Origin of the sequence: Actinokineospora sp. PR83 (assembly GCF_021056305.1) — a bacterium.
GTDB classification, from domain to species: Bacteria; Actinomycetota; Actinomycetes; order Mycobacteriales; family Pseudonocardiaceae; genus Actinokineospora; species Actinokineospora spheciospongiae.
Genome location: NZ_JAJCXD010000127.1, coordinates 59,218 through 83,948, shown reverse-complemented (window position 1 = coordinate 83,948; position 24,731 = coordinate 59,218). Strand labels below are relative to the sequence as shown.

General features: G+C 72.8%; 22 protein-coding genes and 1 riboswitch. Of the genes, 12 read left to right on the top strand and 10 right to left on the bottom strand.

Annotated features, from left to right (window positions below):
- Window positions 1-56 precede the first annotated feature (56 nt).
- The 3 genes from trxA to L6E12_RS32825 form a co-directional block, all read right to left on the bottom strand.
- Window positions 57-434 (bottom strand): thioredoxin, encoded by a 378-nt coding sequence (gene trxA, locus L6E12_RS32835; RefSeq protein ID WP_236231806.1) that lies wholly within the window; start codon window positions 432-434, stop codon window positions 57-59.
- 119 nt (window positions 435-553) lie between these two features.
- Window positions 554-919: a DUF779 domain-containing protein gene (locus L6E12_RS32830; RefSeq protein WP_236231805.1), complete on the bottom strand. Its 366-nt coding sequence runs from the start codon at window positions 917-919 to the stop codon at window positions 554-556.
- Entirely contained in the window at window positions 919-2,442 is a 1,524-nt protein-coding gene (locus tag L6E12_RS32825) for an aldehyde dehydrogenase family protein (protein WP_236231804.1), read from the bottom strand. The genes L6E12_RS32830 and L6E12_RS32825 overlap by 1 nt, the downstream gene beginning before the upstream one ends.
- 122 nt (window positions 2,443-2,564) lie before the next feature.
- Between L6E12_RS32825 and L6E12_RS32820 the strand changes: the two genes are divergently transcribed.
- Window positions 2,565-4,004, top strand: coding sequence for a GAF domain-containing protein (locus tag L6E12_RS32820; RefSeq protein WP_236231803.1), 1,440 nt, complete (start codon window positions 2,565-2,567; stop codon window positions 4,002-4,004).
- Here the strand turns inward: L6E12_RS32820 and L6E12_RS32815 are convergent.
- Complete coding sequence (locus tag L6E12_RS32815; protein ID WP_236231802.1) at window positions 4,001-4,594, bottom strand: TetR/AcrR family transcriptional regulator; 594 nt, start codon at window positions 4,592-4,594, stop codon at window positions 4,001-4,003. The two genes, L6E12_RS32820 and L6E12_RS32815, sit on opposite strands and share 4 nt — an antisense overlap.
- Before the next feature lie 73 nt (window positions 4,595-4,667).
- Here L6E12_RS32815 and L6E12_RS32810 point away from each other — a divergent pair, with 73 nt between their 5' ends.
- On the top strand, window positions 4,668-5,216 hold the full coding sequence (locus L6E12_RS32810; protein WP_236231801.1) for a TIGR03086 family metal-binding protein: 549 nt from the start codon (window positions 4,668-4,670) through the stop codon (window positions 5,214-5,216).
- A 66-nt stretch (window positions 5,217-5,282) separates the two neighbouring features.
- Here L6E12_RS32810 and L6E12_RS32805 read toward each other — a convergent pair whose 3' ends face one another.
- The 4 genes from L6E12_RS32805 to L6E12_RS32790 all read right to left on the bottom strand — a co-directional run bounded on the left by L6E12_RS32805 (window position 5,283) and on the right by L6E12_RS32790 (window position 10,645).
- Window positions 5,283-6,101 (bottom strand): putative RNA methyltransferase, encoded by an 819-nt coding sequence (locus tag L6E12_RS32805; RefSeq protein WP_236231800.1) that lies wholly within the window; start codon window positions 6,099-6,101, stop codon window positions 5,283-5,285.
- Window positions 6,102-6,105: 4 nt separating this feature from the next.
- Window positions 6,106-7,485: an NAD(P)/FAD-dependent oxidoreductase gene (locus tag L6E12_RS32800; protein WP_236231799.1), complete on the bottom strand. Its 1,380-nt coding sequence runs from the start codon at window positions 7,483-7,485 to the stop codon at window positions 6,106-6,108.
- Window positions 7,486-7,493: 8 nt separating this feature from the next.
- Complete coding sequence (locus L6E12_RS32795; RefSeq protein ID WP_236231798.1) at window positions 7,494-8,678, bottom strand: glycosyltransferase 87 family protein; 1,185 nt, start codon at window positions 8,676-8,678, stop codon at window positions 7,494-7,496.
- Window positions 8,679-8,770: 92 nt separating this feature from the next.
- Entirely contained in the window at window positions 8,771-10,645 is a 1,875-nt protein-coding gene (locus tag L6E12_RS32790) for a serine/threonine-protein kinase (protein ID WP_374201981.1), read from the bottom strand.
- A gap of 225 nt (window positions 10,646-10,870) precedes the next feature.
- On the opposite strand from L6E12_RS32790, the gene L6E12_RS32785 reads away from it, so the two are divergent.
- The 3 genes from L6E12_RS32785 to L6E12_RS32775 all read left to right on the top strand — a co-directional run bounded on the left by L6E12_RS32785 (window position 10,871) and on the right by L6E12_RS32775 (window position 14,017).
- Window positions 10,871-12,748: a propionyl-CoA synthetase gene (locus L6E12_RS32785; RefSeq protein WP_236231797.1), complete on the top strand. Its 1,878-nt coding sequence runs from the start codon at window positions 10,871-10,873 to the stop codon at window positions 12,746-12,748.
- Window positions 12,749-12,784: 36 nt separating this feature from the next.
- Window positions 12,785-12,997, top strand: a complete 213-nt coding sequence (locus tag L6E12_RS32780) for a KTSC domain-containing protein (protein WP_236231796.1) — start codon at window positions 12,785-12,787, stop codon at window positions 12,995-12,997.
- A gap of 114 nt (window positions 12,998-13,111) precedes the next feature.
- Window positions 13,112-14,017: a M48 family metalloprotease gene (locus L6E12_RS32775; protein WP_236231795.1), complete on the top strand. Its 906-nt coding sequence runs from the start codon at window positions 13,112-13,114 to the stop codon at window positions 14,015-14,017.
- Window positions 14,018-14,102: 85 nt separating this feature from the next.
- On the opposite strand, the gene L6E12_RS32770 is transcribed toward L6E12_RS32775, so the two are convergent.
- A complete protein-coding gene (locus tag L6E12_RS32770) occupies window positions 14,103-15,053 on the bottom strand; it encodes a helix-turn-helix domain-containing protein (RefSeq protein ID WP_236231794.1) in 951 nt (316 codons plus the stop codon).
- 86 nt (window positions 15,054-15,139) lie between these two features.
- Between L6E12_RS32770 and L6E12_RS32765 the strand changes: the two genes are divergently transcribed.
- On the top strand, window positions 15,140-15,355 hold the full coding sequence (locus tag L6E12_RS32765) for a hypothetical protein (protein ID WP_236231793.1): 216 nt from the start codon (window positions 15,140-15,142) through the stop codon (window positions 15,353-15,355).
- Here L6E12_RS32765 and L6E12_RS32760 read toward each other — a convergent pair.
- Window positions 15,306-16,823, bottom strand: coding sequence for a dolichyl-phosphate-mannose--protein mannosyltransferase (locus tag L6E12_RS32760; protein WP_374201983.1), 1,518 nt, complete (start codon window positions 16,821-16,823; stop codon window positions 15,306-15,308). The genes L6E12_RS32765 and L6E12_RS32760 overlap by 50 nt on opposite strands.
- A 275-nt stretch (window positions 16,824-17,098) precedes the next feature.
- On the opposite strand from L6E12_RS32760, the gene L6E12_RS32755 reads away from it, so the two are divergent.
- From L6E12_RS32755 to rsmA, 6 genes are all read left to right on the top strand, one after another.
- Window positions 17,099-17,950 carry a helix-turn-helix transcriptional regulator gene (locus tag L6E12_RS32755; protein WP_236231792.1) on the top strand — a complete coding sequence of 284 codons (852 nt, stop codon included), beginning with the start codon at window positions 17,099-17,101 and terminating at the stop codon, window positions 17,948-17,950.
- A gap of 9 nt (window positions 17,951-17,959) precedes the next feature.
- Entirely contained in the window at window positions 17,960-18,943 is a 984-nt protein-coding gene (locus L6E12_RS32750; RefSeq protein WP_236231791.1) for a DUF4185 domain-containing protein, read from the top strand.
- 82 nt (window positions 18,944-19,025) lie between these two features.
- Window positions 19,026-20,819, top strand: a complete 1,794-nt coding sequence (gene metG, locus L6E12_RS32745) for a methionine--tRNA ligase (protein ID WP_236231790.1) — start codon at window positions 19,026-19,028, stop codon at window positions 20,817-20,819.
- Complete coding sequence (locus tag L6E12_RS32740; protein WP_236231789.1) at window positions 20,816-21,676, top strand: TatD family hydrolase; 861 nt, start codon at window positions 20,816-20,818, stop codon at window positions 21,674-21,676. Before metG ends, L6E12_RS32740 begins: the two co-directional genes overlap by 4 nt.
- Before the next feature lie 300 nt (window positions 21,677-21,976).
- Window positions 21,977-23,518 carry a resuscitation-promoting factor gene (locus tag L6E12_RS32735; protein ID WP_236231788.1) on the top strand — a complete coding sequence of 514 codons (1,542 nt, stop codon included), beginning with the start codon at window positions 21,977-21,979 and terminating at the stop codon, window positions 23,516-23,518.
- 114 nt (window positions 23,519-23,632) lie between these two features.
- A complete protein-coding gene (rsmA, locus tag L6E12_RS32730) occupies window positions 23,633-24,475 on the top strand; it encodes a 16S rRNA (adenine(1518)-N(6)/adenine(1519)-N(6))-dimethyltransferase RsmA (protein ID WP_236231819.1) in 843 nt (280 codons plus the stop codon).
- A 120-nt stretch (window positions 24,476-24,595) separates the two neighbouring features.
- A riboswitch (SAM riboswitch) is annotated at window positions 24,596-24,685 on the top strand.
- Window positions 24,686-24,731: the final 46 nt, after the last annotated feature.

Genomic DNA, 24,731 nt, shown 5'->3' with positions numbered 1-24,731 from the left:
CAAAAGGGCCCGCGAACCTGGTGGTTCGCGGGCCCTTTCGGTGGTGGGAGCTGGTTTTACTTGGCCTCTTCTGCTGCCTGGGCTTCGGCGACCTTGGCGCGGACGTCTTCCATGTCGACGGCCTTGACCTGGGTGATCAGGTCCTCCAGGGCCGGGGCGGGGAGGGCGCCGGGCTGGGCGTAGAGGACGACGCCCTCGCGGACGGCCATCACCGTGGGGATGGACGAGATGCCGAAGGCCTGCGCCAGCTGCTGCTGGGCCTCCGTGTCGACCTTGGCGAACACGACGTCCTCGTGCTTGTCCGAGGCCGCGTCGAAGACGGGGGCGAACTGGCGGCACGGGCCGCACCAGGACGCCCAGAAGTCGACGAGCACGGTTCCGCCACCGCCCACGACCTCGTCGAAGTTCTCGGTGGTCAGTTCGACCGTAGCCACAGGGGGCCTCCTCCGTTCGGGGCTGTCACCAGTGCCCAACGAACGACGCGGGCCGGTAATTCCCCGGGGTGCCCACGGTGCGGGGGTCGGTGCGCCCCGACTCCCGCACCGGGGCACGGCTACAGCGCCAATTCCTCGTCGGTGAGCAGGCGTGACCTGATGAGGAAGCGCACGCCCTCGGGGGCCTCCAGGGAGAACCCGCTGCCCCGGCCGGGGACGACGTCCACGGTCAGGTGGGTGTGCTTCCAGTGCTCGTACTGCGACCTCGACATCCAGAACGGGATCGGCTCGTCGATCCCGTCGACCTGCAGTTCCTGGAGCAGGACGTCCTGGCCGCCGGTGCGGAACTCGCCCGCCGGGTAGCACATCGGCGAGCTGCCGTCGCAGCAGCCGCCGGACTGGTGGAACATGAGCGGCCCGTGGGACTGCCGGAGGCGGCGCAGGACGGCCGCCGCCTCCGGGGTGTTGCTGACCCGCTCGCCCATCAGAAGAAGCCCTGGGCCTTGTCGGTGTAGCTGACCAGCAGGTTCTTGGTCTGCTGGTAGTGGTCGAGCATCATCTTGTGGTTCTCCCGGCCGATGCCGGACTGCTTGTACCCGCCGAACGCGGCGTGCGCGGGGTAGGCGTGGTAGTTGTTCACCCACACCCGGCCCGCCTGGATCTCGCGGCCCGCCCGGTAGGCGACGCCGCCGTCGCGGGACCAGACGCCTGCGCCGAGGCCGTAGAGGGTGTCGTTGGCGATCTTGATGGCGTCGGCGTAGTCGTCGAAGCGGGTGACCGAGACGACCGGGCCGAAGATCTCCTCCTGGAAGATCCGCATCTTGTTGTCGCCCTCGAAGATCGTCGGCTGCACGTAGTAGCCCTCGGCGAGGTCGCCGTCGAGCCGGGCGCGCTCGCCGCCGGTGAGCACCTTCGCGCCTTCCTGCCTGCCGATGTCGATGTAGGACAGGATCTTCTCCAGCTGGTCGTTGCTGGCCTGCGCGCCCATGGTGGTGGCGGTGTCGAGCGGGTGGCCCTGCACGATCTGCCGGGTGCGCTCGGTGGCGTCGCCGAGGAACTTCTCGTAGATGCCGGACTGGACCAGCGCCCGCGACGGGCAGGTGCAGACCTCGCCCTGGTTGAGGGCGAACATCGTGAAGCCCTCCAGCGCCTTGTCGTAGAAGGAGTCCTCGGCGGCGGCGACGTCGTCGAAGAAGACGTTCGGGCTCTTGCCGCCCAGCTCCAGCGTCACCGGGATGATGTTCTCGCTGGCGTACTGCATGATCAGGCGCCCGGTCGTGGTCTCACCCGTGAAGGCGATCTTCCGGATCCGCGGGCTGGACGCGAGCGGCTTGCCCGCCTCCACGCCGAAGCCGTTGACCACGTTGAGCACCCCGGCGGGCAGCAGGTCGCCGATGATCGACAGCAGCACGTGGATCGAGGCCGGGGTCTGCTCCGCGGGCTTGAGCACCACCGCGTTGCCCGCGGCCAGCGCCGGGGCGAGCTTCCAGACGGCCATCAGGATCGGGAAGTTCCACGGGATGATCTGCCCGACCACGCCCAGCGGCTCGTGGTAGTGGTAGGCGACCAGGCCCTCGTCGATCTCGGAGATGCCGCCCTCCTGCGCCCGGACGCACCCGGCGAAGTAGCGGAAGTGGTCGATCGCCAGCGGCAGGTCGGCGGCCAGCGTCTCGCGCACGGCTTTGCCGTTGTCCCAGGTCTCGGCCACCGCGAGGGCCTCGAGGTTCTCCTCCATCCGGTCGGCGACCTTGTTGAGGACGTTGGCCCGCTCGGCGGGCGAGGTGCGGCCCCAGGCGGGCGCGGCGCCCTCGGCGGCGTCGATGGCCCGGTCCACGTCCTCCGCGGTGCCCCGGGCGACCTCGCAGAACACCTGCCCGGTCACCGGGGAGGGGTTGTCGAAGTACTGGCCCCTGGCGGGGGCGACGTACTCGCCGCCGATGTAGTGGTCGTACCGGGCCTCGAAGGAGACGATGCTCCCGTCCGTCCCTGGAGCTGCGTACCGGGTCATCGGTGGGCCTCCCGCGTCGTCGGTGGAGTGATGTCGACCACGTTATGGGCGGCAACGTTGCAGTCGCGTTGCACCGACGAGGCGGTTGCCGGATCAACCACCGGGGCCGCATCATCGGGGGGATGACCAACCCGGAGGACTACGCGCACCTGCTGGCGCGCGTGCGCGACGCCGTGCTCAGCGGGGGGCCTGCCCCCGCCGCGCCGCGCGAGGTCGTGTCCGACTCGTGGCGCCGGTCGCTGGCGGGCGGGGTCGACCCGGACGGCAACCTCCCGCCGGTCGTCTACTCCGGGGCCGACCTGCGCGACCTGCGCGCGGCGCACCCGCTGGCCGAGGTGCTGCCGGTGCTGCGCGCGACCCTGGTCGGCATCGCCGACGAGGCCATGCACCTGATGATCGTCACCGACGCCGACGGCAACATCCTCTGGCGCGAGGGCCAGGTCGACGTGTGCCTGCTCGCCGACCGGGTCGGCCTGGCCGAGGGCACCCGGTGGAGCGAGGACGCCATGGGCACCAACGCCATGGGCACCACGCTGGCGGTCGACCGGCCGGTGCAGATCCACTCCGCCGAGCACCTGGTGCGCACCATCCACGCCTGGACCTGCGCGGCGGCCCCGGTGCACGACCCGGACACCGGCGAGGTCCTCGGCGCCATCGACGTCACCGGCCCGCTGCGCACCCGCCACCCGGCGACCCTGGCCCTGGTCACCGCCGCCGCCCAGCTCGCCGAGGGGCAACTGCGGGTCCGGATGACCGCCCGCGACGAGCAGTTGCGCCGCCGCAACCTGCCGCACCTGCTCGGCCTGCGCGGCGCGGCGCTGCTCAGCGCCTCCGGTCGGGTCATCGCCGCAGAGGCGTGCGGCCCGCTGCCCGCGCGGCTGGACGTGTCGGCCGCCGCACTGTCCCTTCCGGACGGTCGGGAGGCCCTGGTCGAGCCGCTGGACGAGGGCTACCTGCTGCGGTTGTCCCGGTCGGCCCGGAGTGCGCCGCGCACACCCCGGCTGGAGCTGAGCTTCCTCGGCGCCACCCACCCGGTGGCCACTGTGGACGGCCGGGCGCAGCCGCTGTCCCCGCGCCACGCGGAAATCCTCACCGCGCTGGCGCTGAACCCCGCCGGCCTGACCGCCGACCAGTTGGCCTTGGCCCTGCACGGCGACGCGGGCAACCCGGTCACCGCCCGCGCCGAGATGCACCGCCTCCGCGCCGCCCTCGGCGACCGCATCGTCCTGACCCGCCCCTACCGGCTGGCCGCGGACCTCACCGCGGACTTCCTCGCGCTGCCGGACCTGTTGCGCGCCAACGACCTCCGGGCCGCCGCCGGGGTGGGCCCGCTCCTGCCGCGCTCGGACGCCCCGGTCGTCCGCGAGCAGCGGGACGAACTCGAAGCCGCGGTGCGCCGGGCCGTGCTCGACGCGGGCGACGCCGATGACCTCTGGGCCCTCGCCCACAGCCCAACGGGGTCTCAGGACCTGGAGGTCTACGACACCCTCATCGGCCTCCTGTCCCGCTACGACCCCCGGCTGCCCATCGCCAGGGCCCGCCGGGACCGCTTGGCCCGCTAGACGCCGAGCCGGTGGTGGATGGCGGTGATGGCCCGGGCGTAGGGGACTTCCGAGTCGCTGAGGACGGCGTCGGTGTTGGCGCCCCTGGCGAGGGCGAACACCTCGAAGGCGAGCTGGGCGGCGTCGGTGTCGGCGGGCAGGTGGCCCGCCTCGACGGCCTCGGTGACCAGGCGTTCCAGGAACCGGCCCCACTGCTGCTGCCCGGAGCGGATGGCGTCGTGCACGCGACCCCGCCGGGCGTCGAACTCGGCGGTGACCGCCGCGAAGAAGCAGCCGCCGGGGAAGACCCGGGACTTGGAGTAGGTCAGCCAGTGCTCCAGCAGCGCGACGAGGCGGGGGAGGCCGGGGTCGGCGGTGGCGGCCGGGGTGATCACGTGCGCCCGGAAGATCTTCTCGGCGTGCTCGATGGCCGCGAGCTGGAGGTCCTCCTTCGACCCGAACAGGGCGAAGATGCCGCTCTTGCTCAGCTCCAGCTCGCTCGCGAGCCGCCCGATCGTGATCCCCTCCAGGCCCTCGACCGAGGCCAGTTCGACCGCTCGTTGCAGGGTGACCCGCCGGGTCTCCTCGCCGCGCGCCAGCCGTCCGTCCACGGAAATCACTCTAGACGAACGATCGGTCACCTGAAACTATATGACCGATCGTTCGTACACTTGAGGGGACACCATGGACATCCGGGAACTCGACCGCGCGGCCATCGCCTCGACCACGCGGTTCGCCGAGCAGGCCACCGACGAGCAGCTCGACGCCCGCACGCCCTGCGACAAGTGGGCCGTGCGCGACGTGCTGGAGCACATGGTCGACAACAACCGGCGCACGCTCGGCCAACTGGGCGCGGACTTCGAGCCCACCGGCGACCCGCGCGCCGACTTCCGCGCCTCCTCCGCCGCCCTGCACGCCCACTTCGCCGACGACGCGGTGCTGACCAGGACGTTCGCGCTCGGGGACTACCAGGTGCCGGGGGAGTTCGCGCTCGGGGTGCACTTCGGGGACGTCCTGGTGCACGGCTGGGACATCGGCACCGCCCTCGGCCTCGACGTCGAGCTGGACGAGTCCCTGGTCCGGGTGGCGCTCGACCGGATCGGGCAGTTCCCGGACTCACCCGGCATCTGGGGGCCGGGCGGCCTGTTCGCGGACCGCCTCCCGGTCGCCGACGACGCCCCGCCGCAGGAGCGGCTGCTCGCGCTCACCGGGCGGTCCCGCGACTGGCGGTAGCGCCGGGGGCACCCGCAGCGATGGACAGGGCACAGGCCGGTGGCGGGGAACCCGCCACCCCACGGATCACCCCGGGGAGTAGGAGGTCACGCTGACCGAGCCGGTGACCGCGACCGGCTCGGTCAGCGCGGCGATGCGCCCGGGGAGCGCCGACGCGTCGTGGAACGCGTTCGGCCCCATGCCCACCAGCGCTTCGACGTCGCGGTGCGGCAGCTCCATCCGGAACTCCACCAGCCGCCGGTCGACGGGGGTGAAGTGCGCGGCGAGCTTGTCGTCGATGCCGTCCTGCTTGTCCGCGCCCACGCTGAGCAGGTCCAGGGCGGACACCAGTTCGCCGAGGTGCGCCGCGGTCGGCGCCACCACCACCAGCGTGCCGCCGGGTGCCAGGACCCGGTGCAGCTCGGCGGGGTTGCGCGGGGCGAACACGTTGACGACCAGCCCGGCCGCGTCGGTGCGCACCGGCAGCGGCTGCCACGCGTCGCACACCACCGCCCCGATCCGCGGGTGCGCCTTCGCCGCCCGGCGCAGGGCGTTCTTCGACGCGTCCAGCGCCAACCCCACCCGGCCGGGCCGCGCGTCCAGCACCGCCGCCAGGTAGTGGCCGGTGCCCGCGCCCAGGTCGACGACGCAGCCGGGACCGGGTTCGACCGCCGTCAGCGCCCGCGCGATCGGGTCGTAGTGGCCCGCGCCGAGGAACGCCACCCGCGCGTCGACCATCGCCGCGGTGTCCCCGGTGAAGGTCGCCGCGCCGCGCAGCAGGCTCGCGTAACCCTGCCTGGCCACGTCGAACGCGTGCCCGCGCGGGCAGCGCAGCACCCGCTCGGCCAGGACCAGGTCGTCGCCGCAGTGCGGGCAGCGCAGGTACGCGACGGCGTCGGGCAGCACCGGCCTACCCGCGCAGGTCGTCGAGCGCCGACGAGATCGCCCGGTGGAACGTCGGGTAGGCGAAGATCATCCCGCGCAGGGTGTCGACCGGCACCTCGCCGTGCACGGCCACCGCCAGCGCGCCCAGCACCTCGCCGCCGCCGGGACCCATCGACGTGGCACCGACCAGCACGCCCCGGTCGGCGTCCTCGACCAGCTTGATCAGGCCCGCGTTGCCCAGCTTGTGGATGAACCCGCGCGAGGAGTCCGGGATCCGGGTGATCCCCGTCCGCACGGTCAGCCCGGCCTCCCGGGCGGCGGCCTCGCTGAGGCCCACCGACCCGACCTCCGGGTCGGTGAAGGTCACCCGCGGCACCGCCCGGTAGTCGGCCTTGGTCTCCCGGCCGAGGATGTCGTCCCCGGCGATGCCCGCCTGGTACATCGACATGTGCGTGAAGGCGCCCTTGCCGGTGATGTCGCCGATCGCCCACAGCCCCTCGGCGGCGCGCATCCGGTCGTCGACCGCGGGGCCCTTGGCGGACTCGTCGAGGCCGTAGGCGCCCAGGCCCAGGGCGGCCATGTCGGTCTTGCGACCGGCCGCGACCAGCACCCTGGCGGCGGTGACCGGCTCGCCGCCCTCGACCTCCAGCGTCACCCGGCCCTCGGCGTGCCTCGCCCCGGTGATCTTCACGCCGGTCCGCACCGCGACGCCGTCCGCGGTGAGCCGCTCGGCGAGCAGCTCACCGGCCTCCGGCTCGTCCTGCGGCAGCAGCCGGGCGTTGGACTGCAGGAGGGTCACCTCCGCGCCGAACCGGGCGAAGACCTGGGCGAACTCGCACCCGACCGGGCCGCCGCCGATGACCGCCAGCGACTCGGGCACCTCGGTGGCCCGGACCGCCTCCCGGTTCGTCCAGACCGGGCCGTCGGCCAGGCCGGGGATGGGCGGCACGGCGGGGTCGGTGCCGGTGTTGAGCACGATGCCGCGGGTGGCCGCCACGGTGTGCGTCCCGTCCGGACCGGTGACCTCGAGTTCACCCGGTGCGGTGATCCGCGCGGTGCCGCGGAGGAACCGCGCCCCGGACGCCAGCAGCCGGTCCACGGCAGCCTTGTCGTCCCAGTCGGCGGTGGCCTCGTCCCGGATGCGCGCCGCGACCGGGGCCCAGTCCGGGGTGACCTCGACCGACCCGGCCAGCTCCCCGGCCCGCCGCGCCTCGGCGAGCGCGTCCGCCGCCCGGGTCATCATCTTCGTCGGCACGCAGGCGAAGTACGGGCACTCCCCGCCCACCAGCCGCGACTCGATCCCCAGCACGGACAGCCCCGCCCCGGCCAACCGCGCCGCGAGCGCCTCGCCCCCGGGGCCCAGCCCCACCACGGCGACGTCGACGGTCTGCTCGACCATGGTCATCCACTCCTTCACCCGGTGTCCGCCAGTACCTCAGCACGTCGTGCCCGCCCGCGCACCGCGAGGGCGACGACGACCGGGACCAGCGCCAGGCCGACCGCGACGTAGGCGTTGCCCAGCACCGCCTGCCTGCCCGACCAGTGCAGTTCGACCTTGGCACCACTGGGCGCCAGGGCGAACTCCCACCCCGTGGCCACGACGGCGACCGCGACGACCCACAGCGGTCGCCCCCGCCCGACCAGCCACCCGACCAGCGGCACCACCCACACCCAGTGGTGCGTCCAGGAGACCGGGCTCACCAGCAGGCCCACGAAGGCGGTCACCAGCAGCGCGCCCACGTGGTCGCCCCGCTTCGCCAGCCGGGCCACCACCAGCGCCCCGACGCCCAGGCAGAGCGCGCCCGCGACCGCCCAGACTGCCATCGCCCAGTGCCCCTCCCCGGTCAGCCGCTGGACCAGCCCGTTGATCGACTGGTTGCCGATCCAGGAGTTGGTGGTCGCGTCGTTCCCGTCGATCAGCGCCCGGCCCCAGAAGGCGGCGGTGTCGCCGGGCAGCAGCGCCCACGCGGCCAGGTTGAGCAGGACGAACACCCCTACCGCCCGACGTGCGTCCGCCCACCGCCCGGTCAGCGCCAGGTGCGCCACGAAGATCAGCGGGGTCAGCTTGACCGCCGCCGCCAACCCCACGAGCACCCCGCCCGCGGGGCGACCGCGCAGGACGAGGACGTCCACGGCGACCAGGGCCGCGAGGACCAGGTTGACCTGGCCGAGGGCCAGGGTGCGCCAGACCGGTTCGAGGGCGAACGCGCCCGCGAAGACCAGGAGCACCTGCCGGTTCGCGCTCGTGCGGGGGAGGCTGAGCCGGACCAGCGCCGCGAGGGACAGGACGGACAGGACGGCGAGCAGACCCCACGCCAGTTGCGCGGGGAGGTAGGTCAGCGGCACGAACAGGATCGCCGCGATGGGCGGGTAGGTGAAGGGCAGGGCCGGTGCCCACGGCTCACCGGTGGTCAGCGGCGCGTAGAGGGGGTCACCGTTGAGGAAGGTGAGCGCACCCGCCCGGTAGACGCTGCTGTCCACCCCGAGACCGCGCCCCGACAGCCACGCGAACACCGCCAGGGCCCCCAGGGCGACGGCCACCCCGGCGACGACCCCGGCCCGCACCGGGCGCGGCGCCGCCCCCACCGCGTCCGACATGCGGCCACCATAGTCGTGATCGGACAGTCGGATCGTGTGATCCGCGATTCCTCGGTTGTGGACGGTGCGCAGGCGCCGCCGACCCGGTCCGGTCAGCGCAGGGGCTTGGTGCGGTCGACCTCTTCGATGTCCTTGCGGCGGACGATCTGGGTCACCGGGCCCGTCTCGGTGTGGCCCTCGCGGGCCAGCCAGTCGCTCAGCTCGCGCGCGACCGCGGCGAGCGTCGGGCGGCGGGCCGGGTCCTGGTCGAGGGAGGCGGTGAGCAGGCGGCGGTGGGCGCTGTTCTGCGGCAGGTGGGTCAGCGGCTCGCCCTTGGCCGCGGCCATCAGCGCCTGCATGGCGTTCTCCCTGGTGCCGCGCGGCGGGCGGCCGGTGAGGGCGTAGCTGACCGTGGCCGCGAGCTGCCAGGCGTCGGAGGCGGGGGTGGCGTTGGCGCCCGCCGCGGTCTCCGAGGCGAGGAAGTCCGGGGTGCCCACCATCATGCCGGTGGCGGTCAGGGTGGAGTCGCCCTTGGCCCTGGCGATGCCGAAGTCGATCAGGTGCGCGTTGCCGTCCGGGTCGATGATCACGTTGGACGGCTTCACGTCGCGGTGCAGGACGCCCTTGGCGTGCGCGGCAGCCAGCGCCCCCGCCATGGTGATCCACAGCCGGGCCACCGCCACGTCGTCCAGCGGGCCGCCGGTGCCCACCCGGTCGGCCAGCGGCTGGCCCTCGATGTACTCCATGATCAGGCCGAGGCCGTCCGGCTCGGAGACGATGTCGTAGACGCGCACGCAGTTCGGGTGGTGCACCGCCGCCAGCGCGCGGGCCTCGCGCAGCATCCGCTCCTCGGTCTCCGCGTCCGGGGCGTGCGCCATCTTCACCGCCACCGTGCGGTCGAGCTGGGTGTCCACGGCCAGCCAGACCGTGCCGAACCCGCCCTGACCCAGCGGGCGGACGCGGCGGAAGCGGCTGCCCGACGGCTTGATCGGCGGCGGGGCGGCGCCGCGCGGGGTGAACGGCAGCGGGCCGGGGTCGGCCGCCAGCTTCGCCAGGGCGGCCCGGTCCGGCTGCGGCTCCATCCTGGTCGGGGTGACCGGCGGGCGCGGCGGCGGCTGCGGGGGCTGGTACGGCGGCGGCCTGCGCACCGGCTGCTGCGGCGGCTGGTACTGCGACACCTGCGGCGGCGGCTGGTACGGCGGGACCTGCTGCGAGCGGCCCTGCTGGGGGTTGCCGTGCTGCGGGTTGCCGTGCCGGGGGTCCCCCGAGTCGGGGCCCTGGTTCTGGTACTGGCGCTCGATGGTGGACCAGCTCGGCGGCCCCACCACGTACACCGGGATCAACCCCAGCACGCTGACCAGCAGGAACCCGATCCAGAGGAACGCGAGCGCGTTCGCCTCGACCGTCAGGCTCGCCACCGCCATCAGCGCGAACGGGATCCAGATCAGCCGACCCGGCCACTTCGGCCCCCGGCGCAGCGCGGCGCGGCCCTGCAGCATCACGAACAGCAGGCACAGCACGGGCACCACGACGAGCACGCCCAGGCGCAGCAGGTACATCGGGATCGACTCGTAGGGGTGGAACAGCACCTCGTAGGCGGTCGGCCGCTCGCCCAGGTACAGGCTCTGCTGCCCGACCCAGCAGTACTCCTCGGTGAAGGAGCCCAGCTCGGCCTCGGTCAGCGGCACCCGCTCCCCGGCGAAGACCGCCCGGTAGACGCTGCCGACGCCGTTGAACAGCAGCCACGGGAACAGGAAGACGGCGAGGCCGCCGATCGCCCCGATCACCGAGAGCGTGACCGCGTTGTAGGTGTTGCCGGTGAACTTGCGGACCAGTGCGATGGTCAGCGTGCCCAGCACGGGCAGCAGCGCGATCAGCGCCCCGGCCGTCGCGGTCGCCCACACCCAGTCACCCGGGCACAGGCCGGGGCCGAAGATGCTGTGCGCGAGGGACAGCAGCGAAGCGGCTAGCTCCAGCACTGCGTCCACCAGCTCCTCTCGTGTTCCGGCCGGGTGTCCACCGGACCAGGCGCGGCGCGCCTGCTCCCAGGGTATGTCGACCCGTGGTCCGGCGGCGGCGGTTGTCCACAGGACGCGACGGCCCGTACCCCGGTTCCATCAGTTGTCCACAGGCTGCCGACGGCGCCGCCACGACCCCCGGTTCGGTGGCAAGGTATCGGCAAGGCACTTCAGCGCGGCGATCGGAGGGCGGGGATGGGCGACTACGCGGCGGCGCGCGAGCGCGGTCTGACCGACCCGGAGGGCTTCTGGCTGGACGCGGCCGGGGCCCTGGACTGGGACCGGGCGCCCACCCGGGCCCTGGACGACAGCGCGGCACCGCTGTACCGGTGGTTCCCCGACGGCGTGCTCAACACCTGCCACAACGCCCTCGACCGGCACGTCGCGGCGGGGCGCGGCGAGCAGGTCGCCCTGGTGTACGACTCGCCGGTCACAGGTACCAAGGCCACCTACACCTACGCCGAGCTGACCGACCTGGTGGCGCGCTTCGCCGGGGTGCTGGCCGGGCTGGGGGTGGTCAAGGGCGACCGGGTGGTCATCTACCTGCCGATGATCCCGCAGGCCGTGGTGGCCATGCTGGCCTGCGCCCGGCTCGGCGCGGTGCACTCGGTCGTCTTCGGCGGGTTCGCCCCGCGCGAGCTGGCCGGTCGCATCGCCGACGCCGAGCCCAAGGTCCTGGTGACCGCCACCTGCGGCGTGGAGCCGACCAGGGTGGTCGAGTACCGGCCGATCATCCGGGAGGCGCTGGAGCTGACCGGGCACCGGCCCGAGCGGGTCGTGCTGCTGCAGCGCGAGCAGGCCAGGACCGAACCGGAGCCGCTCGACCTCGACTGGGACGAGGCGATGGCCGCCGCCGAGCCCGTCGGCTGCGTGCCGGTGGCCGCGACCGACCCGCTGTACGTGCTCTACACCTCCGGGACCACCGGCAAGCCCAAGGGCGTGGTCCGCGACAACGGCGGGCACGCGGTGGCGCTGGCCTGGTCCATGGCGAACGTCTACGACGTGGGCGCGGGTGAGGTCATGTGGACCGCCTCCGACGTCGGCTGGGTCGTCGGCCACTCCTACATCGTCTACGCGCCGCTGCTGGTGGGCGCCACCACCGTGCTCTACGAGGGCAAACCCGTCGGCACGCCGGACGCGGGCGCGTTCTGGCGGGTGGCGGCCGAGACGGGGGCGAAGGTGCTGTTCACCGCGCCGACCGCGTTCCGGGCGATCAAGCGGGCCGACCCGGACGCGGTGGAGTTGGCCCGGTACGACCTGAGCGGGCTGGAGGCGCTGTTCCTGGCGGGGGAGCGGCTGGACCCGGAGACCCACCGCTGGGCGAGCGAGAAGCTGGGCGTGCCGGTGGTGGACAACTGGTGGCAGACCGAGACCGGGTGGCCGATCTGCGCGAACCCGCGCGGGCTGGAGCCGCTGCCGATCAAGCCGGGGTCCCCGAGCGTGCCGATGCCCGGCTACGACGTGCGGGTCCTCGGGCCGGGTGGGGAGGAGTTGCCCACCGGCGAGGAGGGGGCGATCGTCCTGCGGCTGCCGCTGCCGCCGGGGGCGCTGCCCACGCTGTGGGGTGACGACGAGCGGTACGTGCGGTCGTACCTGACGGCGTTCCCCGGCCACTACCTGACCGGCGACGGCGGCTCGATCGACGCCGACGGCTACGTCCACGTCATGGGCCGCACCGACGACGTGATCAACGTGGCGGGCCACCGGCTGTCCACCGGGTCGATGGAGGCGGTGCTCGCCGCGCACCCCGCGGTCGCCGAGTGCGCGGTGATCGGGGTCCGGGACGCGGTGAAGGGGCAGCTCCCGCACGGGTTCGTGGTGCTCAAGTCGGGGGTGGAGGTCGAAGAGGAGGAGCTGCGGCGGGAACTGGTGGCCGCCGTCCGGCGGGAGATCGGGCCGGTGGCCGCGTTCCGGCACGTGGCGGTCGTCGACGCGCTGCCGAAGACGCGGTCGGGGAAGATCCTGCGCAAGACCATGCGCGCGATCGCCGACGGCCGCGACGAGCCCTCACCGTCGACGATCGAGGACCCGGCCGTGCTGGAGGCGCTGCGCGCGGTGCTGCGCGAACCCTGACCCGCCGCACCCGACCGGACCGAGTGAGGAGCGCCGGTGCACCGAAGACAGCTCGACTCGGCGGTCATCGCCGCGATCGCCTTCGACGCCATGACCAACACCCTGGAGGTCGAGTTCCGCACCGGCCAGGTGCACCGGTACCTCGACGTGCCCAAGCACGTGTACTGGCGGTTCGCCTCCGCGGAGAGCTCCGGTTCCTTCTTCGACGAGGAGGTCAAGGGCAGGTTCGAGGAGCAGCGGGTGCGCTGACGGCCGATGGACAGCGGGCGGGTTCCCGGGCAATCTGGAGCAGACTGGCACCCCGGTGCCGACGACCCCGCACCAGACACCCCCGCACCCCGCTGAGGACTGAGCAGACCGGCCATGGACGAGCAGCCGCACCGCCCCAAGACGCGCATCCTGCCCGTGGAACAACGCCGCGGCCCGGACCTGGCCGCCGTGCTGTCCCTCGGGCTGATCGCACCCGCGTTCCTCAGCAGCCTGGTCGTGATGATCCTGCTCGGCTCGATCGCGTGGCCGTCGCAGTCGTGGGTGATCCCGGTGGTGTGGGTGCTCTCCGGCGTCGTCGTGTTCGTCCCGGCGATCGAGGCGGTCCTGGCCAAGGGCCTGTTCGACATGCACGAGCCGTCCGCGCGCGACCTGTCCCGGCTGGAACCGGTCTGGACGTCGGTGTGCCGGGCCGCGGGGGTCAACCGGGAGCGCTACCGGCTGTGGATCGAGGGCTCCAAGGGGCTCAACGCGTTCGCCGCGGGCGGTCGGACGGTGGCGGTGACCAGGGCTGCGCTGGACCTGCCGCCGCACCTGCTCGAGGCGGTCCTCGCGCACGAGCTGGGCCACCACCTGCACGGGCACGCCCGGGTGTCGCTGCTGGGCTGGTGGTACCAGCTACCCGCGCGCGGGGCGATCATCCTGGTCGCGCTGGTGGCCAAGGGCGTGCTGGCCGTGGGCAGGTTCTTCGGCCGCTTCGGCGGCGCGGCGGTCGTGCTGGCCTCGGTGCTGCTGGTGCTGGTCCTGCTCGCCGGGGTGGTCTACCTGAACCCGTGGCTGCTGCTGATGCCCCTGCTGGCCCCGGTCGTGGCCTGGTCGTCGCGGCTGGGCGAGTACCGGGCCGACCGCGCCGCCGCCGCCCTCGGCTACGCCCCCGCCCTGCGCGACGTGCTCAAGGGCTGGCTGGCCGCCGCGGGCGGCGACCGCCGCACCTGGCGTGCCCGCGTCCTCGCCTCCCACCCGGCCCACGTCGACCGCATCCGGCGCCTGCAGAACGCCTGAGCGGCAGCGCGAAGGGCAGGCCGCCGAGCCGGTGCAGCTGAACTCGAAGACGGCGACCTCCGGTCCCGCGGCGGGGCCCGGGAGGTCAGCGGGTGGCGAAGGTCCTGCGGTAGTCGTGGGGGGCCACGCCGACCTGCTTCTGGAAGTGGTGGCGCATCAGGGCGGTGGAGGTGAAGCCGCAGCGGTGGGCCACCTCGTCGAGGGTGAGGGCGGTGGTTTCCAGGAGGCGCCTGGCGTGCAGGACCCGTTGGGTGGTCAGCCACCTGTGCGGGGTGGTGCCGGTCTCGGCGACGAAGCGGCGGGCGAAGGTGCGCTCGGACATCGTGGCCCGCCTGGCCAGCGCGGACACCGGGTGCTCCTCGGTCAGGTGCTCCAGCATCCAGGTGAGGATGGGTTCCAGGCTCTCCGCCTGGCAGTCGGGCACCGGCAGGTCGACGTACTGGCGCTGGCCGCCGTCGCGCTGCGGGGGGACGACCATGCGGCGGGCGATGGTCGTCGCCGCGGCTGAGCCGAGTTCGCGGCGGACCAGGTGCAGGCAGGCGTCGATGCCCGAGGCGGTGCCCGCGCCGGTGACGATGTCGCCGTCGTCGACGAACAGGACGTCCGGGTCGAGGACGGCCCTGGGGTGGCGGGCGGCGAACTCGGCGGCGTGGCGCCAGTGGGTGGTGCAGCGGCGGCCGTCCAGCAGGCCCGCCGCGCCCAGGATGAACGCGCCGTTGCACACCGACAGGAGGGTGGCGCCGCGGGCGTGGGCGGCGCGGACGGCCGCCAGGACCGGTTCCGGGTACTCGTCGCGGATCGTGCAGGCGGGGACGGCCACCAGGTCGGCGCCGTCGAGCGCGTCCAGGCCGTGGTCGGGCAGGACGCGGAGGCCGACGTCGGTGCGCAGCGGTTTCCCGGGTTCCTCGCCGACCACGCGGAACTCCACCGGTGGCACGCCCTCGTCGGTGCGGTCGGTGCCGAAGACCTCGCACAGGACGCCGAACTCGAACGGGGCGAAGTCGTCGATCAGGATGGCCGCGACGGTCTTGAGCATGGGCACAGCGTAGTTGGCAGGATTTTGTGGTGCAGGGTCAGTGCTGCCACTGGTGGCAGGAATTGATGCGGCGCAGCATTGCTGCCATGACTACCGCACTCGTCCTCGCCGCCCTGTTCGCCCTGCTCACCTGGGGCCTCAACCGCAACCACACCCCCGGACCCGCGGGCAGCCGCGACGTCGAGGACCGCGACGCCGTGCGCGTGGCCGCCGAGCTGCGCGCCCGCGAACCGGAACCGGTCCGGCCGGAAGTCAGCGCCAGGAGGGCAGCCACAGTTCGGCTTGCCACCGGCTCTCGGTGATCGGGTCGCCGTTGAGGATCGGCCACAGCCAGGCGAAGTTCGCCACCACCAGGCCCACGTACAGGGCCACCACCAGCAGCCCGGTGCCGCGCCGCTCCGCCCCGGCGCGCGCGGCACCGAGGACCTGCCCCAGGCACAGCGTGATGCCCAGGACCAGGAACGCCGCCATCGGCGTGGCGTAGAAGAAGTACATCTGCCGGTCGAGGGTGGCGAACCAGGGCAGCAGCCCGGTCAGGTAGCCCACGACCACCGCCGCGTACCGCCAGTCCAGCCTGGCGAACATCCGCCACAGGCCCCAGGCCAGCATGGGCAGCGACAGCCACCACAGCGCGGGCGTGCCGATCAGCATCGTCGCCGACACGCAGCGGGTCTCGCCGCAGCCGGTGGTGCCGCCCTCGTAGTAGTAGAGCATCGGCCGCAGGCTCATCGGCCACGTCCACGGCTTCGACTCCCACGGGTGCTGCTGGCCGGGCTTGGTCACCAGCGAGGCGTGGAAGTCCAGCACGTGGGTGGAGTACTGGAAGAGCGAGCCGAGCGCGCCCCTGGCCACCGAGAGCGGGTCCGTGCCGGTGGTCGCCACCAGGGTGCGGTCGATGGCGGTCTCCGAGCCGAACCAGGCCCACCAGGTCGACAGGTACGCCACCACGCCGAGCACCACGAACGCCCACAGCCCGGGCAGCACGTCGCGCACGATCGCGCCGCGCCACGGGTGCCGGACCCCGGCCGCGCGCCGCGCCGCCACGTCGAACATCACCGTGAGCAGGCCGAACGCGGCGATGTAGTACATGCCCGACCACTTCACCCCGCAGGCCAGGCCGAGCAGCACGCCCGCGCCCAAGCGCCACCAGCGGACCCCGAGCCGCGGTCCGGCGCCGTCCACCAGCCAGCGGACCGGCGGCACCTTCTGGAAGAACCGGGCCACCGGCCCGGTGCCCGGGGAGTTCACCCAGCCCTCGTCGGCCGCCGCGGCCAGCCGGGAGCGCACCTGGTCGCGGTCGACGAGCACGCAGGCGAAGGAGGCGAGGATCAGGAACGCCAGGAAGATGTCGAGCATCCCCATGCGCGATTGCAGGTGCGACACGCCGTCGGCGATGAGCAGGATGCCCGCGAGCGCACCGAGCAGGGTGGAGCGGGTGAGCCTGCGGGCGATCCGCACCACCAGGATGATCATCAGCGTGCCGCACAGCGCGGCGGTGAACCGCCACCCCCAACCGCTGTAGCCGAAGAGCCACTCGCCGAGGGCGATGAACGTCTTGCCCAGCGGCGGGTGCACGGTCAGCTCGTAGCCGGGGTTGTCCTCGACGCCGCCGTTGCGCAGCATCTGCCACGCCTGCGGGGTGTAGTGCTTCTCGTCGAAGACCGGGGTGCCGTTGTCGGTGGGCGAGCCCAGGTTCTGGAACCGCACGACGGCGCCGATGACGCCGATGACGGCGGTCACCAGCCAGCCGCGCAGCCGGTCGGTCGGCATCGGCCTGCCCAGGACGCGTTCGCGCAGCACGGCGGCCGGGCTCGGCCCGCCCACCTGCCCGGGCGGTGGTATCCGGTCTGCCTCGTCCTCGACTGCGGGCGCGCTCACGCCGTGGATCGTAAGGCGCCCGGTGTGCGGTCCGCGTCGGGATGGTCGACGCGGGGCCCCGGACCGCCCGGAATCGGGCAAATCAACTGATCGTGTAGTTGTTTGCCCAGCTCAGAGGGGGTAGCAAAGTGGAGGCGGTAGTGGATCCACTGGAGACGGGGTGCGGGGTGCCTCCTGGACGGCCCACGATTCGGTCCCGGCAGGTCGCCGGTGAGCTGCGCAGGCTGCGCAAGCAGGCCGGGATGACCACCGGGGAGGTCGGCGCGCGGCTCGGCCTGTCGCAGGCCAAGGTGAGCCGGGTGGAGACCGGCAGCTCCGGGCTGCGCCTCCCGGACGTCGAGGCGATGCTCGGGCTCTACCGGGTGCCCGCGCCCCGGCGGGTGGAGATCCTGGACCTGGTCCGGCAGGCCGCCGAGCCCGGCTGGGTCCAGGTGCACGGCCGCGGCCTGCCCGAGCAGTGGCAGACGCTGGTCGACTGGGAGTCGAAGGCCTCGCGCCTGCGCAACCACCAGCCGCTGATCATCCCGGGGTTGCTGCAGACCCCGGACTTCGCCCGCGCGGTCCTGCGCGGGACCGCCCCGGCGCCGCTCTCGCCCGCCGAGCTGGACGGCAAGGTCGCCGCCCGGCTGGCCCGGCAGGCGATCCTGAGCCGCGAGTCGCCGCCGGTGCTGCACGTGGTGCTGGGGGAGTGGGCGCTGCGGGTGCCGGTCGGCGGCCCGCACGTGCACCGCGGGCAGCTACGGCACCTGCTGGAGATGTCGCGCCGCCCCCGGGTGGTGCTCCAGGTCGTGCCGTCGGACACCGAGGCGCACCCCGGGCTGGAGGGGTCGTTCGTGCTGATGGACTTCCCCGCCGACCCGGCGCTGGCCTACACCGAGCACCGGGCGCGCAGCGTGTTCCTCGACGAGCCTGCGGACGTGGAGGTGTTCCGGCTGGCCTGGCAGCGCATCCTGGCCCACGCCTGGTCGCCGGAGCGCTCGACCGCGTTCCTGGCCGAACTGGCGGGGCTGCCCACGTAGGGTCCACCCGTGCGCGTCGTCGGAACCGAACTGGTCAGCAAGATCACCGGGCACGAGTCGGTCAACGGGACCGCCTTCGGCGTCCACGCCACCGACCTCGGCGTGATGTGGTCCTCCGGCGAGCGCACCTTCGTCGTCTTCGGCGACACCTACGGCGACGGCTGGTGCGGCGACGGCGCGGGCCCGTCGACCGGGGCGGACTGGCGCTGCAACTTCCTCGCCGTCGCCGAACCCCAGGACCTCTCGGCGGGCCTGCGCTTCACCTCGGTGGTGGCCCGCGACGACGGCGCCGCCCGGCAGGTCCTGGAGCGCGACCCCGGCTCGGAGGAGGAGACCGTCATCCCGTGCGCGGGGATCGAGGTCGACGGGGTGCACTACCTGCACTACATGTCGGTGCGGAACTGGGGCGTGCGCGGCAAGTGGTTCACCAACTACGCGGGCATCGCCTTCTCGGTGGACGACGGGCACACCTGGGAGAAGCCGGGCCGGTCGCGCTGGGTGAACCGGGCGGAGAAGGACCACCCGTTCCAGATGGGCGCCTTCGCCCGCGACGACTCCCGGCTGTACCTGCTGGGCACCCCGAACGGCCGGTGGGGCTCGGCTTCCCTGGCCAGGGTGGGGTTCTCGGACGTCCTGGAGCCCGCGGCGTACTCGTACTGGACGGGCTCGTCGTGGGTCGAGCGCGACCCCTTCCGCGCGGTGCCGGTGCTGTCGGGGCCGGTGGCCGAGCTGTCGGTCGTCTACAACACCCACTTCGACCGCTGGCTCGCCCTGCACCTCGACGAGACGCTGTCGGCGATCGTCCTGCGCACCGCGGAAACGCTGACCGGCCCGTGGACCCTGCCGCAGGTGGTCGTCGCCGGGGACCGGTACCCGGGCCTGTACGGCGGTTTCCTGCACCCGGACTCCGCCGACGGGCCGGTGCTGTACCACGCGATGTCGCAGTGGAGCCCGTACAACGTGTTCCTCATGCGCACGGAACTGGCGGCCTGACCCGCGCGGTTCTCCGGCCCGCCGACCCCGGGACCGAAACCGGTGAGCGTCCGCCTGCCGGTCCCCTCTACGCTGATCGACCATGAGTGCCTCCGTGTTGACCGCGGTGGCCTGGCCATACGCCAACGGCCCCCGCCACATCGGTCATGTCTCCGGCTTCGGTGTCCCGTCGGACGTCTTCTCCCGCTACATGCGCATGTCCGGGCACCAGGTGCTCATGGTCAGCGGCACCGACGAGCACGGCACGCCGATCTCGGTGCAGGCCGACAAGGAGGGGCTGAGCACCCGCGAGCTGGCCGACAAGTACAACCGGGTGATCGCCGAGGACCTCCAGGGCCTGGGCCTGTCCTACGACCTGTTCACCCGCACGACCACCGGCAACCACTACCGGGTGGTGCAGGACCTGTTCTCCGCGCTGTGGAAGAACGGCTACGTCACGCCCAAGACCCAGATGGGCGCGATCAGCCCGTCCACCGGTCGCACGCTGCCCGACCGCTACATCGAGGGCACCTGCCCCATCTGCGGCTACGACGGCGCCCGCGGCGACCAGTGCGACAACTGCGGCAACCAGCTCGACCCGGCCGACCTGAAGAACCCCCGGTCGCGGATCAACGGCGAGACGCCGAAGTTCGTCGAGACCGAGCACCTGTTCCTGGACCTGCCCGCGTTCGCCGAGACGCTCGGGTCGTGGCTGTCCACCCGCACCGAGTGGCGGCCGAACGTGCTCAAGTTCAGCCAGAACCTGCTCGGCGACATGCGACCGCGCGCCATCACCCGCGACCTGGACTGGGGTGTCCCGGTGCCGCTCGACGGGTGGCGCGACGCCCCGATGAAGCGGTTCTACGTCTGGTTCGACGCGGTGATCGGCTACCTGTCCGCGTCGGTGGAGTGGGCCAGGCGCAGCGGGGACCCGGACGCCTGGAAGCAGTTCTGGACCGACCCGTCGGCCCAGGGCTACTACTTCATGGGCAAGGACAACATCGTCTTCCACTCGCTGATCTGGCCGTCGCTGCTGCTCGGGCAGAACGGCGCGGGCGACCGGGGCGGCGAGCCGGGTCGGTTCGGCACGCTGAACCTGCCCACCGAGGTCGTCTCCAGCGAGTACCTGACGATGAGCGGGTCGAAGTTCTCGACCTCGCGCGGCACGGTCATCTACGTCCGGGACTTCCTCAAGGAGTTCGGCCCGGACACGCTGCGGTACTTCATCTCGGTGGCCGGGCCGGAGAACCAGGACACCGACTTCACCTGGGACGAGTTCGTCCGGCGCAGCAACTTCGAGCTGGCCAACGAGTGGGGCAACCTGGTCAACCGGTCGGTGTCGATGGCGCACAAGAACGTCGGCGCCATCCCCCGCCCGACCGCGCCCACGGCCGCGGACGAGCAGCTCAAGGCGCAGGTCAGGGCCGCCTTCGACACGGTGGGCGCGAACCTGCGCCGGTCGCGGTTCAAGGCGGCGGCCACCGAGGCGATGCGGGTGGTCGGCGCGGCGAACAAGTACCTGTCCGACGAGGAGCCCTGGAAGCGCAAGGACGACCCGGAGCGCCGCGACACCATCCTGCACACCGCGTTGCAGGTGGTCTCCGACGCGAACACGCTGCTGACCCCGTTCCTGCCGCACTCGGCGCAGAAGGTGCACGAGGCACTCGGCGGGACCGGGGTGTGGGCGGCGCAGCCGGAGATCCGCGAGGTCGACGACCTCGACGTGCCCGACCGCGGGTACCCGGTGCTGACCGGGGACTACGCGGGCGAGGCCGCGAAGTGGGAGTCGGTCGACATCGAGGTGGGCCGCCCGCTGGCCAAGCCGTCGCCGCTGTTCGCCAAGCTCGACGCGGAGCTGGGCGAGAACGGCCCCGAGTGGGCACCGATCGTCACGTGAGCCCGCGCAGGTCCGAGCGACCACCGGTGCCGGAGCGCCTGCCGGTGCCGGTGGTCGACGCGCACACCCACCTCGACGCCTGCGGGGCGGAGAACGCCACCGACGTGGCCGTGCTCCTCGACCGGGCCTGCTCCGCGGGCGTCGACCGGGTGATCACCGTCGCCGACGACCTGGCGTCGGCGCACTGGGCGGCCGACGCGTCGGAGTGGGACGACCGGGTGTTCGCCGCCGTCGCCGTGCACCCCACCCGCACCAAGGACTTCTCCGACGCCGACAAGGCGGCGCTGGAGGCCCTCGCCGTGCGCCCGAGGGTGGTGGCCATCGGCGAGACGGGCCTGGACTACTACTGGGACCACTCGCCGCCGGAAGCCCAGCACGAGGCGTTCCGCTGGCACATCGACCTGGCCAAGCGGGTCGGCAAGCCGCTGATGATCCACGACCGCGACGCGCACGCGGACATCCTGCGCGTCCTCGGCGAGGAGGGCGCCCCGGAGACCGTGGTGTTCCACTGCTTCTCCGGCGACCTCGACTTCGCCAGGGCGTGCGTGGCGCAGGGGTTCGTGCTGTCGTTCGCGGGGCCGGTGACGTTCAAGAACTCCGGCGCGCTGCGCGAGGCGGCGGCCTGGGTGCCGGTGGAGCAGATGCTCGTGGAGACCGACGCGCCCTTCCTGACCCCGCACCCGTACCGGGGTTGGAAGAACGAGCCGTACGGCGCGGCCTACACGATCAGGGGACTCGCGGAGCTCCGCGGGGTCGATGTGGCAGACCTCGCAGGCGCGGTGTCGGCCACCGCTGAGCGCACGTTCCGGTTGCCCAGCGCAACATCCGACCTTTCACCCCGTGCGGGGTTGCGTTGAACGGACGAGACAATTGCTCCGAAGGTGTTGTGACAGGACTCATAACCTTGCCGGATGTGTTTGCGCAACCACCCGGGGCTCGTTACTGTCCCGTGATCGTACCCACCCGGGGCTGAACGTCCCGGTGAACACCCGGAGCTTCGCCAGTACACGTCGGGGTGGCTGGCTGCGGGTTGTCGAGACGAATGAATGCGCGGAGACGCGCTCGGACGGTGAGAAGGAGCAGGCCATCGATTTCTCGGTTGACCTGACCCCATCGCCTGCGGAGCACGGCTCCCGCCTTCTGGAGGAAACGACCCTGTGAGCGGCAAACAGACCGACGGCCCTGGCCGTCCTGAGCACAACGGCTTCGTCGACACCGACTGGTTCACCCCGGTGCGCGCGACCGCCACGACGCTCGACGACCACGAGGCCGACTTCTCGGCCTGGAAGTCGGAGTTCCCCGAGTACGACCTGGACACCGGCTACTCGTCGTCGCTGGACATCACCGACCAGGACGTCCGCTACGCCCTCGGCCCGCAGGCCGACGAGATCATGGCGACCGCCGGGGTCGACGTCGACGAGCTGATCCGGCTCATCAACGCCGAGACCACCGTCCTGCCGTCGCTGGCGATGCTCCCGGACGACGCGTCGGAAGACGAGACGCTCGACGCCCCGCAGCGGCTCAAGGTCCGCCGGGACGGTGAGGCCCCCGGCCTCCTCGCCGCGGTCACCCGCTGGAAGTCCACGTTCCTCAAGGCCACGATCGCGGCCGTGCTGGTCACCCTGACCGGCGGCGGCGCGGCGGCCATCGCGATGAACAACACCGTCACCGTCGACGTCGACGGTGAGGCCCACCAGGTCAACACCTACGCCGACACCGTCGCCGAGGTGCTGGAGGAAGAGGGCATCACGGTCGGGTCGCACGACTCGGTCAGCCCGTCCCCGTCGGCCTCCATCGGCGACGACGGCAAGATCGTGCTCCAGCGCGGCCGCCAGTTGACCATGACGGTCGACGGCGAGCAGCGCCAGGCGTGGGTGCGCGCCGACACCCTCGGCGAGGCCCTCAAGCAGGCCAACGCCCCGGTGCAGGGTTCCTGGGTCTCCGCGGGCTCCGACGCCCAGGTGCCGCTCGAGGGCATGGCCGTCGAGATCAAGACCGCCAAGGCGATCACCCTGTTCGACGGCGGCAACGCCCCCGCCCCGGTGCAGACCACCGCGGTGACCGTGGGCGAGCTGCTGGCCGAGCGCGGCGTGGCCCTCGGCCCGCAGGACGCGATCCTGCCCGGTGCCGACGTCAAGCTCACCCCCGGTGCCGAGGTGCGGATCAGCCGCACCGGCGTCACCGTGATCAACCAGACCGAGCCCATCGCGGTCCCGGTGCAGAAGGTCGAGGACCCGGAGGCCGAGAAGGGCTCCGAGGTCGTCGTCGAGCCGGGCGCCCCCGGTGAGCGCATCGCCACCTACCGGGTGACCGAGAAGAACGGCAAGGTCGTCGCGCGCGAGGAGATCGGCTCCAAGGAGACGAAGCCCGCGCAGCCCAAGGTCGTCAAGGTCGGCACCAAGAAGCCCCCGCAGCCCGTGCAGGCCGCGCAGCCGGTCATCTCCGGCGGTGGCGTGTGGGACTCGCTGGCCAAGTGCGAGGCGGGCGGCAACTGGGCCATCAACACCGGCAACGGCTACTACGGCGGCCTCCAGTTCAACAAGGGCACCTGGGACGCCTACGGCGGCAGCGCGTACGCCGCGTACCCGCACCAGGCCACCCGCGAGCAGCAGATCGCCGTCGCCACCAAGCTCCGCGACAGCCGCGGCGGCTACGGCGCCTGGCCGCACTGCTCCAGCAAGCTGGGCCTGCCCAAGTAGGCAGATCTTCGCAGCGCCCGCCGACGGCCACCACCGGTTTTCCGGGGGTGGCCGTCGGCGCGTCCTGGCCCGGACCCGGTCGGCGGGGCGGGGTTGCGTAGGCTCTCGCGGGTGATGGTGGGTGGATCTGCCCTGCTGGGGCCCGCGGACGTGCGCAGGCTCGCAGGCGAGCTGGACGTGCGGCCCACCAAGAAGCTGGGGCAGAACTTCGTCCACGACCCCAACACCGTGCGGCGGATCGTCGGGGTGGCCGACCTGGCCCCGGACGACGTCGTGCTGGAGGTCGGCCCCGGACTCGGCTCGCTGACCCTGGCGCTGCTGCCCGCGTGCGCGCGGGTCGTCGCGGTGGAGATCGACCCGGTCCTGGCCGGGCGGCTGCCCACCACCGCCCGGGAGCACGCCCCCGAGCTGGCGGACCGGTTGACCGTCGTGCTCGGCGACGCGATGCGGGTGCGGGCGGAGCAACTGGGGGCGCCCACCGCGCTGGTCGCCAACCTGCCCTACAACGTGGCCGTGCCGGTGGTGCTGCACCTGCTGGCGGAACTGCCCTCGCTGCGCACCGTGCTGGTCATGGTCCAGGCGGAGGTGGCCGACCGGATGGCGGCCGGGCCGGGCTCGCGGGTCTACGGGGTGCCCAGCGCCAAGGTGGCCTGGTACGCCTCGGCCAAGCGGGTCGCCACCGTGCCCAGGACGGTGTTCTGGCCGGTCCCCAACGTCGACTCCGCGCTGGTGCTGATGACCCGCCGCCCGACCCCCGACGCGGACCGGGCCGCGGTGTTCGGCGTCGTCGACGCCGCGTTCGCCCAGCGGCGCAAGACGCTGCGCGCGGCGCTGGCCGGGTGGGCCGGGTCGGCCGCCCGCGCGGAGGAGGTCCTGGTCGCGGCCGGGGTGGACCCCGGGGCGCGCGGTGAGCAGTTGGACATCGACGCGTTCGTGCGCATCGCCGCCGCCCGCTGAGCACCGACCGCACCGGGTACCCACCGCGGCCGGAGATCACTACTCCGCTGGTGTGATCTCGCGCGGTGTTGTCGTCGCGCGCTTGCTTTTGAGCATCCCCATCGGGTGTACTTTGTGAGCATTCCATCCCGAGCGGCTGAGAGACCTGGCTCGTTGACGCCGCAGCAACCACCCACCGAGGGCAGGTGCTACCGCCAGGAACGATGGAGGAACCACGATGCGAATCCTCACCACCCGGCGGGTCATCGACCAATGC